The sequence below is a fragment of the Hansschlegelia plantiphila genome (genome assembly GCF_027922265.1).
In the GTDB taxonomy this organism is placed as follows: domain Bacteria; phylum Pseudomonadota; class Alphaproteobacteria; order Rhizobiales; family Methylopilaceae; genus Methylopila; species Methylopila plantiphila.
This window is the reverse complement of the sequence record NZ_BSFI01000008.1, coordinates 1-12919: the sequence shown is the minus strand read 5'-3', so window position 1 is coordinate 12919 and position 12919 is coordinate 1. Positions and strand designations below refer to the sequence as shown.

At 68.4% G+C, this 12919-nt stretch carries 13 protein-coding genes; all 13 read right to left on the bottom strand.

The features are described from left to right. Nucleotides 1-117: 117 nt before the first annotated feature. Nucleotides 118-816 carry an alpha/beta hydrolase gene (locus PKE75_RS09850; RefSeq protein WP_271168560.1) on the bottom strand — a complete coding sequence of 233 codons (699 nt, stop codon included), beginning with the start codon at nucleotides 814-816 and terminating at the stop codon, nucleotides 118-120. Then, entirely contained in the window at nucleotides 813-1973 is a 1161-nt protein-coding gene (locus PKE75_RS09845; RefSeq protein ID WP_271168559.1) for an HPP family protein, read from the bottom strand. The genes PKE75_RS09850 and PKE75_RS09845 overlap by 4 nt, the downstream gene beginning before the upstream one ends. Nucleotides 1974-2154: 181 nt before the next feature. Then, nucleotides 2155-3405, bottom strand: coding sequence for a formyl-CoA transferase (frc, locus tag PKE75_RS09840; protein ID WP_271168558.1), 1251 nt, complete (start codon nucleotides 3403-3405; stop codon nucleotides 2155-2157). Continuing rightward, complete coding sequence (locus PKE75_RS17940; protein WP_428979130.1) at nucleotides 3402-3803, bottom strand: PAS domain-containing protein; 402 nt, start codon at nucleotides 3801-3803, stop codon at nucleotides 3402-3404. The genes frc and PKE75_RS17940 overlap by 4 nt, the downstream gene beginning before the upstream one ends. A 633-nt stretch (nucleotides 3804-4436) precedes the next feature. Beyond that, nucleotides 4437-5234: an inositol monophosphatase family protein gene (locus PKE75_RS09835; protein ID WP_271168557.1), complete on the bottom strand. Its 798-nt coding sequence runs from the start codon at nucleotides 5232-5234 to the stop codon at nucleotides 4437-4439. 60 nt (nucleotides 5235-5294) lie between these two features. Further along, nucleotides 5295-5588, bottom strand: coding sequence for a TOBE domain-containing protein (locus PKE75_RS09830; protein WP_271169170.1), 294 nt, complete (start codon nucleotides 5586-5588; stop codon nucleotides 5295-5297). Further along, nucleotides 5585-6169 carry a hypothetical protein gene (locus tag PKE75_RS09825; protein ID WP_271168556.1) on the bottom strand — a complete coding sequence of 195 codons (585 nt, stop codon included), beginning with the start codon at nucleotides 6167-6169 and terminating at the stop codon, nucleotides 5585-5587. Before PKE75_RS09825 ends, PKE75_RS09830 begins: the two co-directional genes overlap by 4 nt. 38 nt (nucleotides 6170-6207) lie before the next feature. Continuing rightward, the gene (gene hpxZ, locus PKE75_RS09820) at nucleotides 6208-6597 is read right to left on the bottom strand and encodes an oxalurate catabolism protein HpxZ (protein WP_271168555.1); all 390 of its coding nucleotides are present in this window, start codon (nucleotides 6595-6597) and stop codon (nucleotides 6208-6210) included. Between the two features lie 64 nt (nucleotides 6598-6661). Then, nucleotides 6662-8380, bottom strand: a complete 1719-nt coding sequence (locus tag PKE75_RS09815) for an ABC transporter permease subunit (protein WP_271168554.1) — start codon at nucleotides 8378-8380, stop codon at nucleotides 6662-6664. Then, complete coding sequence (locus PKE75_RS09810; protein WP_271168553.1) at nucleotides 8373-9443, bottom strand: ABC transporter ATP-binding protein; 1071 nt, start codon at nucleotides 9441-9443, stop codon at nucleotides 8373-8375. The genes PKE75_RS09815 and PKE75_RS09810 overlap by 8 nt, the downstream gene beginning before the upstream one ends. 28 nt (nucleotides 9444-9471) lie before the next feature. Next, nucleotides 9472-10578: an extracellular solute-binding protein gene (locus PKE75_RS09805; protein WP_271168552.1), complete on the bottom strand. Its 1107-nt coding sequence runs from the start codon at nucleotides 10576-10578 to the stop codon at nucleotides 9472-9474. 189 nt (nucleotides 10579-10767) lie between these two features. Further along, nucleotides 10768-12690 carry a sigma-54-dependent Fis family transcriptional regulator gene (locus PKE75_RS09800; protein ID WP_271168551.1) on the bottom strand — a complete coding sequence of 641 codons (1923 nt, stop codon included), beginning with the start codon at nucleotides 12688-12690 and terminating at the stop codon, nucleotides 10768-10770. Between the two features lie 104 nt (nucleotides 12691-12794). Next, nucleotides 12795-12919 (bottom strand): aldehyde dehydrogenase family protein (locus PKE75_RS09795; RefSeq protein ID WP_271169169.1); only part of this gene is annotated, 125 nt, incomplete at its 5' end.

The following is a 12919-nucleotide window of genomic DNA, read 5'->3' as shown; positions in this document are numbered from 1 at the left end:
TCCAGGCTCATGACGCAGAATCCCGGCAGGCGCTCCCGTTCCGCCTGCCGGGATTTTTTTGTTCGATCGACGCGGAGCGGGGGACGCAGGCCGTCGCGCTGCTTCAGCCGAGCAGGTTCACCTGAAGGCGGGGACGCGCTCGGCGAGGAAGAACTCCGCGCCCTGTCGCGCGACGTTCGGCTGCCAGGCGTGCGGGCCGTCATATTCGACATAGGTGACGTCATAGCCGGCGTCGCGCAGCAGGGCGGAATGCACGCGGCCGCTGCGGTCGATCGGAATCTGCTCGTCGCGCGTCCCGTGCGAGATGAAGACGCGCGGCGCGCCCGTCTGCATGTGAACAGACATGAAGCCGGCCGACGAGACGATCATATGCGTCACGAAATGCCCGTTGGTCGGCCCGAGCGACAGCGTGTAGCTGCCGCCGTCGGAATGGCCCGCGAAGGCGAGGCGCGTCGGGTCCAGCAGAAACCGCGACGCGACCTCGGCGAGCGCAGCGTCGAGCCGCTCGCGATCCGGGCCGTTGCCGCCGATCACGATGTCCCAGGTCGGAAACAGCGACTGCGGCGCGAGCAGCAGGAAGCCTTTCTCCTGCGCGTGGGCTTCCATCATCGGCAGGATCTTCTCCGCGCTGCCGCCGCCGCCGTGAAACAAGGTCATCAGCGGCGTCGGACGTCGCGGATCGATATTTTCCGGAACCACGAGCACCGCGTCGCGCTGCTCGAACAGGCCGAGCGGATTGCGGCCGGGCGGGAGCGGCGGCTTGGTCGGAAGCCGGTGGACGAAGTCGAGCCGGCCGGCGAGATGCGGGTCGATCACGGCGTCGCCCTCGCCCGGTCGACCGCGTCGGCGAGCAGGGCGGCCGCGAGATCGCCCTGCGAGACGACGCCCGCAAGCTTTTCGTCGGCTCCGACCACGGGCAGATGGTGAAGACCGGCCGCCGACATCCGCAGCACGATCTCGGCGATCGGCGTCTCCGGCCGAACGGTCCTCACCGCCGTCGCCATGATGTCCGCCACCACGCCGTTCGGCGCGCGGGTGCGGCTCAACGTCAGGCGGATGCGCTGGCGCACGCCAAGGCGCGGACCCCCCGTCCCCCAGACCGCCTTGTCGAGAAGATCGGTCTGCGTGACGACGCCGAGCACGCGCGCTCTTCCGTCCGTCACGGGGAGCATCTTGACGTGGTGGCTCCGAAGCAGCTCGAGGGCGTCCTTCAGCGGCGCGTCGGGCGTGATCGCAACGACGTCGCGCGACATGATCTCCGCGCAGGTCAGCGGGCCACGCCGGGGACGATACGACCGCAGCTGGGTCTGTCGCATAATCGCCTCGAGGTCGCCGCGGCTGACGTCTAGGAACTGACCATAGTCGCGCAGCGCGGCGTCGAGGTCGGACGATGTGAAGCCGACGCGCGACAGAGGCTGCGGGTCCGTCGTCTTGCGGTCCGCGGCTCTCGGCCGGCCGCGCGGATAGGCTCGGCCGGTCAGGTTGTTGAACAGCAGCGCGGTCGCGAGCAGCAGGAACGAGTTGGCGAGGACCGGCCAGAACACGAACTGGTAGCCAAGGCTGGTGATCGCGGGGCCGCCCAGCACCGCGGTGAGCGCGACCGCGCCGCTCGGCGGATGCAGGCATCGCAGCGCCATCATCAGCGCGATCGCGCAGCCGACGGCGACGGCCGCCGCAACGAATGGATCGGCGATCAGCGTCGCGGCGGTGACGCCAACCAGTCCCGCGACGAGGTTGCCGCCGACGATCGACCAAGGCTGCGCAAGCGGGCTTGCCGGAACCGCGAACAGCAACACGGCGGAGGCGCCCATCGGCGCGATCAGGACGGGAAGCGCAGAGGCGTCGCCGACGGCCGCGCGGCTGAGAAGCCCGGTCGCGAGAATACCGACAAGCGCGCCCGAGGCCGAGCGAAAGCGCTCGCTGAGGCCGACGGACGCAGGGTCGGGCACGAAATCGCGCAACTGCGGCGTCATGGGGCATGCTCGGCGAGGGGAGGGCGGAGCCGCAGGACGACCGGGCGGCCCGGGATCGGGGCGGACCGTCGCGTTAGCGCGGGTCGCGGCGCCGGAAAAGACGACTTCCGAAGCAGAACGGCGGGACGACGGCGCATATCGTTGTGCGCCGCCGTCCCGTTTCAGTGTCGGCGGGACCGCCTCAGACGGCCTTTTCCTGATGCAGCCGCTCGATCTGCTGGGCGGTGTAGCCGAGGTCGTGGAGGACTTCGTCGGTGTGCTCGCCAAGCAGCGGGGACGCCTTGATGTCGACCTTCATGTCCGAGAACTTGATCGGGCTGCCGACCGTCAGATACGAGCCGAGCTGCGGGTGCTGGACCTCGACCACCGTGCCGCTGGCGCGCAAGGACGGATCGACCGAGATCTCCTTCATGGAGAGCACCGGCGAGCACGGGATGTCGAACTTGCGCAGGATATCGACGGCCTCGAACTTGGTCTTGTCGGCGAGCCACTCCTCGATCGTGCCGAAGATGTCCATGATCTTGTCCTGGCGGGCGCGGGCGGTGTTGTAGGCCGGATCGTCGATCCATTCCTCCTTGCCGATCGCCTTGCAGATCGGCGCCCAGGCGTGGCCCTGGATGGTGAAGTAGATGTAGGCGTTGGGATCGGTCTCCCAGCCCTTGCACTTCAGCACCCAGCCCGGCTGGCCGCCGCCTCCGGCGTTGCCGCCGCGCGGCACGACGTCGGTGAACTCACCGTGCGGATACTGCGGATATTCTTCAAGGAAGCCGAGCGCGTCGAGGCGCTGCTGGTCGCGCAGCTTGACGCGGCAGAGGTTCAGCACCGCATCCTGCATGGAGACGGCGACCTTCTGGCCCTTGCCGGTCTTGTTCTTCTGATGCAGCGCCGTGAGAATGCCGATCGCGAGATGCATGCCGGTGTTCGAATCGCCGAGAGCGGCGGCCGACACGGTGGGCGGACCATCCCAGAAGCCGGTGGTGGAGGCTGCGCCGCCCGCGCACTGCGCGACGTTCTCGTAGACCTTCAGGTCCTCGTAGTGATGGCCGTCCGAGAAGCCCTTCACCGAGGCGAGGATCATGCCCGGGTTGAGCTCCTGGATGCGCGCCCAGGAGAAGCCCATGCGGTCGAGCGCTCCGGGGCCGAAATTCTCGACCATGACGTCGGATTCCTTGATCAGCTTCTCAAGGACTTCCTTGCCCTGCGGCGTCTTGGTGTCGAGCGTCAGCGAGCGCTTGTTGCTGTTCAGCATGGTGAAATACAGCGCGTCGGCGTCTTCGACGTGGCGAAGCTGCGAGCGCGTTACGTCGCCCGAGCCCGGACGCTCGACCTTGATGACGTCGGCGCCGAACCACGCAAGCAGCTGCGTGCAGGCCGGACCCGCCTGCACATGCGTGAAGTCGATGATCTTGATGCCTTCCAGGGGTTGGCTCATAGCGATAGTCTCCCTTGATTTGTTTTATGTTGATCCGGTGTCGGATTTACTGCCCGCGACAGCAATGTCGGGGCGCCCTTATTTGCCGGCGCGCCCGGAACCCCAGCTTCGAATTCCGATCGACCACGGCCGTCCGTCCTTGCGCGGCGCCCGCAGCAAGTCGGGGCCGTAGCGGGTTCGCGTGTCGCCGTGGTCTCGCCGGAGCTGAGCCAACAGCGCTTCCGGCGGCGCTCGGGCGTGATCAGGTCGAGCGACCGGCCGACCGTCTCGGCTTCCGAAAACCCGAAGACGCGCTGCGCCGCCTGGTTCCAGACGGCGAGTACGCCGCTCGCCTCGGAGACGACGATGGCGTCTCCGGCGGAAGCGACGATCTGGCTGAAGTCAATTGCATGCGACATGAGATCACCAACGACCGTCTCGCTGATCCGGCATCGGGCGCGGCGCCCGAAGCGGTCGTGTTCGAGTTGTCGATCGGTCGCCGACGCGCCCCGACTTCAAGCGGTGCGAAGCAGCTCGCCGGTCGACGCCGGACGTCAGGTCTTGCTCAGATGATCCGTCATTGTTTCCGTTCCCTCTCCGTCGCTTCGAGCGGAAGGCGAGAACGCCCATCGACCGGAACGACCACTGCACGCGTTTCCGTGCTATTTTGTGGTATAAGGTATGCCAGCGTTCGGGTCCCGTCAAGAACCGGAGGCGAGCTGGCTCGCTGCGAAGACTTCGCTGCAGCGGTGGAAGGCTGCGCTATTGATTCCGCCATTTCGGCCGATAGGCGGTCGATCTCAGTGTCTCTAAACGAAAAATGAAGTAACGGCTTTTGACCGGCGCAGACCTGTATTCAATATGGCAGCGGGCGCTGCGCGTCTTGGTCGGCGACATCTCAGATAGCATGGCCTCGCTAGCTATTGATCTGGATGACGTCGCCTACATCAGATCGCCATCCGCGTGGACCGCCGCAAATTGCGTCTGACCCCGGCATCAAGATAAAGCCCCTCGCGCACGACGCGTCCTGAGCGGATGCAACGTCGCCTGGCCTAGAACGCCGCCCGGTCTGGCGAAGCGCCGGCGTCGAGCGCCCGGAGCAACTGGTCGTGCAACTTGCGCGACGACGACGCGAGGACGGCGCCGCTGTAGTCGAGCGTCAGAGCGCGGCCTTGCCAGTCGGTGATCACGCCGCCGGCGCCCTCGATCACCGGAACCAGCGGCATGAAGTCGTGCGGAGCCATCGAGCCGTCGGCGACCGCGTCGCAATAGCCGCAGGCGAGCAGCGCGTAAGCCGAGCACTCCCCGCCGAAGCGCCGCGCGGCGCCCTGACGGCTCGCCGCGTCGAAACGGGCCCAGTCCTCGTCCCGGAAATAGTCCGGCCCCGAGGTGGAGAGCCGGGCCTCGGACAGCGCGGCGCAGCCGCTGACGCGCACGGGCTGGCCGTTGAACGTCGTCGCGCCGTCATAGCCTGTCAGGCGCTCCTTCAGGGCCGGAAGCTCCACCACGCCGACCACGGGCGCGCCGTCTTCGGCGTAGGCGATCAGCGAGCCGAAGGTCGGCATGCCCATCATGAAGCTCAGCGTGCCGTCGATCGGGTCGAGCACCCACATCTCGCGGCCGGCGTTCGAGACGCCGCGCTCCTCGCCCTGGATCCCGTGCCCGGGATAGGCCTTCTCGATCGCCTGTCGCAGAGCGTCCTCGATGGCGCGGTCGGCGATCGTCACCGGGCTCTTGTCGGACTTGCTCTCGAACGCCGTCGTGGCTCGGAAATGCGACCGGGCGAGGTCGCGCGCGATGTCCGCCAGCTGGTTCGCGAACCGGGCGATCTGCATATGGTCCGGGCTCATCGAGCGCTCCGTGAAATGAGATGACCGTCGCGGTCCCGACGGCGGCAAGGCGATGCGCCCTCAGCGGCGCAGCCGGGCTCCGTCGCTCGAGAAGGCGAGCAGTTTTTCCGCAGACAGCCGCACGGCCACCGGGTCGTCGACGCCAAGCCCTTCGAGGCGGGCGCCGCGCGCGGTGAGGCCGAGGCCGTCGGCGCCGATCTCGACGATCGTCTCCGGCCCGAGATGCTCGACCCCGACGATGACGCCCGTCGGGGACGCTCCGTCGGCGACCTGCTCCACGCGCAGATGCTCGGGGCGAACGCCGGCGTAGGCCGCCTCGCCGCGGGCGGCGGGATGCCGCTCCCGGAGCTCTATGGGCCGAGGGCGCCGTAGCCTGCGCTGACGTCGAGGGAGATCACGGCGTCCCGTCCCGCGATCTCGCGGGAGATGTGCGCGCCGAGCAGCGTGGCCCGCGCCGCGGGCGCCAGCACGATGTGGTCCGTCTCGCCGAGCGAGACGACCGTCACGTCGGCCTGAACGCCGCCGCGCTTCCCCAGGAACAGCGTGCGCGCCGCGCGGCCGGGCCCGCCTATGGCGGCGGTCGCCATCGCCTCCAGCGCCTCGCGCGCGCCGGATCCCATGAGGTGGAACTTGGCCAGCGAGCCGAGATCGAAGATCGCCGCGGCCCCGATCGCGGCCGCGCGCTCCTGCGCGATCGCCTCGTCCTGCGTCTCGCCGCCGGGGGCGAACCATGCCGGAATCTCCCAGCCCAGGACCGGCTCGAACACCGCGCCCGCCGCTTCGCAGCGGCTATGCGTCGGGCTGAGGCGCAGCGGGCGGCCGGCCTTCAGAATCTCGGTCGGGTCGCCCTTGGCGTAGTGGTTCGCGAAGCCCTCCATCGCGCGAGCGACGACCTGCCGGTCGGAGCGCATGTGGCCGCCCATGGCCATCGCCATGGTGACGTCGCGTTGAATGTGGATTTCCGCTCGAAGCGTCAGCCCTGCGGCTCGTCGATGACGCTGACATGCGCCGCGACCACCCGCCAGCCCTCAGGGAAGCGCACCCAGGTCTGGCTCTGGCGGCCGATGCGGCCCGGCGCCCCGTCGCGCCGGAACAGCGTGTTGGCGACGGCGAAGTCGCGGCCATAGGTGGTGATCACGGTGCGCTCGAGCGTCCGCGCCAGGCCCTTCGGAGACCGCGTCCTGCGGAACGCGCGGATCTCGTCCATGCCATAGAGGTTCTCGCCTGCGCCGTAGCGCAGCGTTCTCGGATCGTCTTGGAACAGCGCTTCGAGGGTCGCCACGTCGTTGCCGACGAGCGCGGCCTCGTAGGCGGCGAACGCCGCCTCGACCTCGGCGAGCGCCTCGGGATTGTCGATCTCCACTCGTGCCTCCGTCTGGCCCCGCCGTCGGCGCGGATGCGACGCCCTGTTTCGAGCGTCCGACGCGTCAGGCCGTCGCGCCGCGCGCCTTCGCGCCGATGCGCGTCGCCACGATTACGATCGCCAGGCAGGCGACCGCAAGCAGCGCGAACACCGCGTTGACGGTCGGCGTGAAGCCGAACCGCATCTGGTTGAACACCCAGATCGGCAGGGTCTGCTGGGGACCGGCGAGGAACAGCGTCACCATCACGTCGTCGGCGGAGAGCGTGAGGCCGAGCAGGGCGCCGCCGACGACTGCGCCGCGGATCAGCGGGAACAGCACAAAGACGAAGCTGCGGATCTTGTCGGCGCCGAGATCGAGCGACGCTTCGAGCAGAGACGGGTCGAGTCGTCTCAGCCGAGACAGCACCAGCATCATCACGACAGGCAGAACGAAGCTCGACTGGCCGACGGTGGTACGGATGACGCCCGAGGGGATCTTGAGCCATTCCGTGCCGAGCACCATCACGATGCCGAGCACCACGCCCGGCGTCGCGATCGGCAGGCCGATGGTGAACTCGCAGAAGCGGGCGCCGGCGATCTTTCCGTAATGCAGGATCAGCGCGAAGCTCGTGCCCACGATCGTGGAGAACGTCACGACCATGAAGGCGACGAGGAGAGAGCGCTGGGCCGCGACCAGAAGGCCCTGGTTCCCCGCGAGCTCCTCGTACCAGCGCAGGCTGAAGCCCGCCATCGGGAAGCTCTGCATGCTCGACGCGTTGAACGAGAACGCCGCCATCAGCAGGATCGGCGCATAGAGGAACAGGACCGTCAGCGTGACGCCGAGCGAGCCTGCGAGCCGAAGCGTTCTGGCGCCCGGCGTGTCGCGGGCCGCCGGGCGCTGCCCCTCGTCGCCGAGCAGCACGCCCCGCGCCGGGCAGAGCGCCATGACGATTCCGACGATCGCCCCGCAGCACAGCATCAGCACGATCGCGACCGCGGCGCCGTAAGGCCAGTTGTTGGCCATGCCGAACTGCGACGAGATCATCACGCCGATCGTGGTGCCGTCCACGCCGCCGATCATGGCGGGGGTGACGAAGTCGCCGACCGTGATCAGGAAGGCGAGCGACACGCCGATCGCGAGGCTCCGCCGCGTCAGCGGCCAGACCACGTGCAGGAAGGTCCGCAGGCCTGAGGCGCCGGAATCCTCCGACGCCTCCAGCAGCGACTGCGGCAGCTTCTCGAAGGCGTTCAGCGTCGAGATGAAGATGTACGGGATCGCGATATAGGTGAAGACCAGGACGACGGAGGCAGAGGTGTAGAGGAACGCCTCCGACGGCTTGTCGAGGACGCCGCTCGAGACCAGGAAGCTGTTGAGCAGACCGGACTGGCCGAGAATGAGCCGCCACGCGAAGACGCGCATGAGCAGGCTGATCCAAAGCGGGACCAGCACCAGCGTGACGAGCAGCGCCTTGTTCCGCCTGACGCCGCGGCCGACGAAATAGGCCATGGGGTAGGCGATCAGCGCGGCGATCCCGCTTCCGAGCAGGCTGAACTTCAGCGTCCGGAACAGCAGCGCCCAGAAGCCGGCCGAGTCCCAGAGCCGCTGATAGTTCGCGAGCGACGGCTCGAACGTCATGAAGCCGTTGCGGATCCTCAGGAAGCTCGTGCCGATCAGCAGCAGGTTCGGCAGCAGCACGATCAGCGTCAGCCACGCCCAGACCGGCAGATTGATCAGGCGGAAGCGCCGGGGCCGGGACAGGGCCGGCGTCGCGACGTCCGTCCGGGTCAACAGCTGGTCAACCATGGAAGACGCGGGCGTTGCTGAGATCGAGCAGGATGTTGACCGGCTGCCCGTGGGCGAGCGTCGGCGTGCGCGCCGCCGGGATGCTCGCGATGATGTTCAGCGACCCGCAGCGCACGTTGACCTCCAGATTGGTGCCGAGGAACAGCACGTCCTCCACCACGCCCGAAAGATCGCCGGCGCCTTCGGAGGCCGGGACGACGCGCACCGCCTCGAAGCGCAGCGCAAGGCGCGCCGGGCCGGCCTTGGCGGCGTTGAGCCTCGGGAACCGCTCGCCGTCGATCACCGCGACGTGACCGCCGTCGCCCGGCTGGAACGTCACGGGGATGAGGTTTGAGCGCCCCACGAACTGCGCCACGAACTCGGACGCCGGATCGAAATAAAGCTCCTCCGGCGTGCCGAGCTGGGCGATGCGGCCCTCGCGCATGACGGCGACCCGGTTCGACATCGACAGCGCCTCGCCCTGGTCGTGGGTCACGTACACGAAGGCGATGCCGAGCTCCTTCTGGAGCGACACGAGAGTGTGCTGCATCTGCTGGCGCAGCCTGAGGTCCAGCGCGCCGAGCGGCTCGTCGAGCAACAGGATCTTCGGCCGGCACACGATGGCGCGGGCGAGGGCGACGCGCTGGCGCTGCCCGCCCGAGAGTTGGTGCGGCAACCGGTCCGCATAGGACGTCATGTCGACGAGCGCGAGCGCCTCCAGCGCCATGCGGGCGCGGTCGGCGCGGCCGTGGCGGGCCATGCGCAGCGGATATTCGACGTTGCCGCGCACCGTCAGATGCGGGAACAGCGCGTAGCTCTGGAACACCGTACGGACGTCGCGCTTGAACGGCGGCACATGGGTGATGGGCTCGCCGTCCATCACCACCCGTCCGCGATCGGGCGTCTCAAAGCCCGCGATCATCCGCAGCAGGGTGGTCTTTCCCGACCCGCTCGGTCCGAGGATCGAGAAGAACTCGCCGCGCGCGACCTGGAACGACACGCGGTCGAGGGCGGGTTTGGTCCCGCCCTCGTAGGTCTTGTCCACCCCGTCGAGAACGAGGATGGGCTGTTCGGCGAGGCTCATCTCGATCTCCAGTTCCGGCGTCGGACCGTCAGAGGGTGCCCGCCTTGAAGTCGTTCCAGATCTGCAGGCGACGGTCGAGGTCCTCGTTCTTCTGGTAAACCACCAGCTTCTCCCAGAAGCTGGCGTCCTCGGCGTCGAGCAGGTTGGTGACCTTCATGGTCTCCTCCGGCACGCCCGCCGAGCGCGCGGCATCGGCGCTCAGCACGCCGTTGTTGCTGGAGGCCTTGATGAAGCGCGCCTGCCACTCCGGCGACAGGTTGTCGTTGAGGAACTTGTAGACGATCGGCCGGTCGCCCTTCTTCGAGACGCCGGCGCAGTCGATCCAGGTCGGGGTGCCTTCCTTGGGCAGCGAGTACTTGAAGTTCTTGCCCTTGGCGTTGAGCGAGGCGACCACCGCCACGTTCTGGCAGTAGCCGATCACCGCGTCGCCGGCGGCGTAGATCGTCGAGGCGTCGTCGAAGCCGCGCGCGATCACGCGGACCTGCTTGCGAAGTTCGCGCAGAGCGTCCTCGCACTTCTTGAACTCGTCGTCCGTCAGGTTGAAGGGGTCCTTCGCGCCGACATAGAGCGCGATCATCGGGAAGGTGATCGTGCAGTCGTCGAACATGTTGACCTTGCCCTGATACTCGGGCTTCCACAGCTCGGCCCAGCTGGTGGGGTCCTTGACGACGTCGGCGTTGTACATCAGCGGCTGGGTGCCCCAATTGTAGGGAACCGCCTGAACCTTGCCGTCGATGCTGGCGTATTTCTTCCAGTCGAGCTTCGGCGTGATGTTCTTGGCGTTCGGCAGCTGCGAGACGTCGAAATCGACGATCAGGCCGCCGGCCTTGAAGCGCGGCAGCGAGCCGGTCTCGATGTACATGACGTCGGGCTGGACGGCGCCCGAGAAGGGCTGCTGGAACAGCTCGTCCTCGGAGCCGATGCGGATCGCCTGGACCTTGGTGTTGTTGGCCTTGCTCCACTCCTCGATCCACGGATCGTCGTGGTAGGTCTCCCAGGTCAGCAGCACGATGGTGTCGTCCGCCATCGCCGGGCGGATCAGGTAAGGCGCCGCCAGCGCCCCGGCGGCGGCGGCCACGCCTGTCTTCAGCACGGCGCGGCGGTCAAGCTTCACGGAAGCGAAGAGATCGGACATAGGCGCCTCTCGACGATGGGGTGTCACCGGGGTCGGGAGCGCAAAGGCTGTGCCAGCCGTTCCGGGACGTCCGGCCACGAGGCTCGAACGCTCATTTTAGAACGCTCGCCGACGGGGCGCGCGAGCAGAGGCCGCCGATGGCGTCGGGTGCGTTGCAATAACGGACGGTGAGTCTCGCGGCTGCGACAGTCACGCCCGAGGCGCGCGGGGTTCGAGCTGGTGCTGGCGGAGCTTGCGGTAGAGCGTCGCGCGGCTGATCTTCAGCGCCCTGGCGGACCGGGTGACGTCGCCATGGTTGGCGGCCAAAGCCTCCTCGATGACGCGCTTCTCCGCGACCGCGACGGCTCCGCGCGCGGTGTCGGCGTCGAGCGAGGGATCCGGCTCGGACGTCGCGAGGCGGTCGGCGGCGGCGCCGGGCAGCATAAGGTCCTCGACGGTCACCACCGGGCCTTCGCAGACCAGGGCGGCTCGCTGCAGCACATATTTCAACTCGCGGACGTTGCCCGGCCAGCCATAGCGGCCAAGCGCGTCCAGCGCCTCGTCGGATAGCCGGAGGTCCTCGCCGCCGCGCGCGGCGTCGAACAGCCGGCGGATGAGGGCCGTCCGATCCGCGCGCTCGCGCAAGGGGGGCAGGGTGACGACCACGGCCGCCAGCCGATGATAGAGATCGGCGCGGAACCGTCCCTCGGCGATCCGCCTCGTCACGTCGTGATTGGTGGCGGCGATGACCTGCAGGTCGACCTGCCGCGGTTTGCCGGCGCCCAGCGGCGTGATTTCGCCGGTCTCGAGCACGCGCAGCAGCCTGGTCTGCAGCCCGAGCGGCATGTCGCCGATCTCGTCGAGAAACAGCGTTCCGCCGTCGGCCTCGAGCAGGCGTCCGGGATTGCCTTCGCGGCTCGCGCCGGTGAAGGCGCCCGCGCCGTAGCCGAACAGCTCGCTGTCGATCAGCGTCTCCGGCACGGCGGCGCAGTTGAAGGCGACGAACGGCTTGTCGCGACGCCCGCCCTCGCGGTGCAGGGCGCGGGCGAGCGTGTCCTTGCCGACGCCGGTCTCGCCCAGGATCAGCATGGGCAGCCGGCTTCCGACCACACGGCGCAGCAGGCGAAGCTGCCCCTGCATCCGCGGGTCGGCGCCGAGACAGGCCTCGACGCTCGGTCCCGCGGCCTCGGCCGCAGGCTGGACGCGGCGGGCCGGCCGGGCGGGGGCGGCGCGGGGCTCGGCGGCCGGGCGCGGCAGCACGCTGAACTCGGTCTCCTCGTTGTTCCGGCGCAGCCGGATGCGGCCTTCGCCCAGGACGCCCGGCGTCGCCTCGCGGTCGAACAGGTCCCAGAGGCTGCGCGTCCGGGGGGAGGCGGCGTCGAGGCTGAGCCATCTGCGGGCCGAGGGATTGGCGCCGACGAGGGTGTGGTCGTCGTCGATCGCCAGCAGCAGCGAACCCGCCGGACCGTACGACGCCAGCAGCGCGTTGCTGCGGAAGTGGCGGCGGAACAGCTGGTTGCCGAGGCGCTCCGCGACCTTCGAGACGAGGCCGCAGGCGAGCCGGAAGGCGCCCTCGGAGACGTCCGGATTGCCCGTCGTGAAGTTGAGCACGCCGATCATCTCGCCGTCCGGCGCGACGACCGGCGCGGCGCAGCAGGAGAGATGGGCGAAATCGCGGAAGAAGTGCTGGCTCTTGAACACTTGCACGGGTCTGCGCTCGACCACGCAGGTGCCGACGCCGTTGGTGCCGGTGACGCCCTCGGCCCAGAGGGTGCCCGCGCGCTCGACCTCGAAATAGTTCCCGGCGGCGCGGTCGGAGCGGTAGTAGAGGATCACTCCCGCCATGTCGGCGAAGCTGACGCTGAAGCTCGCGGCGGAGAGCGGCTCGGCGACCTGATAGATCTCCTCCTCGACCATCGAGAGGATCTCGTCGAACGGCTCGCGGTGATCGCGCAGCTCCGCGCCCGTCAGCGAGGCGACCCGCTGCTTCGTCAGGGCGTTGAGACGGTAGCGGTCGACGCAGCGGCGCCAGGACTCGGCCACGTTGCGGTGGTCCTGAAGAGAGATCAGATCGCCGACCGCGGACGCGTCGGTCGGGACATGCGTGGCCGCTAAGCTGCTCACGTCAGCCATTGGAGCCCTCTCCCGCATAAACAGATGCGATGATTTTGGGCTCCTGCGGCCGGCGCCGTCAAGTTAGGCGCCGGCTGCGTCGTCGGTAAAGCGGGCCGTGGTGTTTAAGCGAGTTTCATGACGACGGCTTTTGTTTCGAGGTATGCGTCGACGTGGTGGAGTCCGGATTCGCGTCCGTATCCGCTGGCCTTGTAGCCTCCGAAGGGGACGGCGGGGTCGAGGCCGCCAT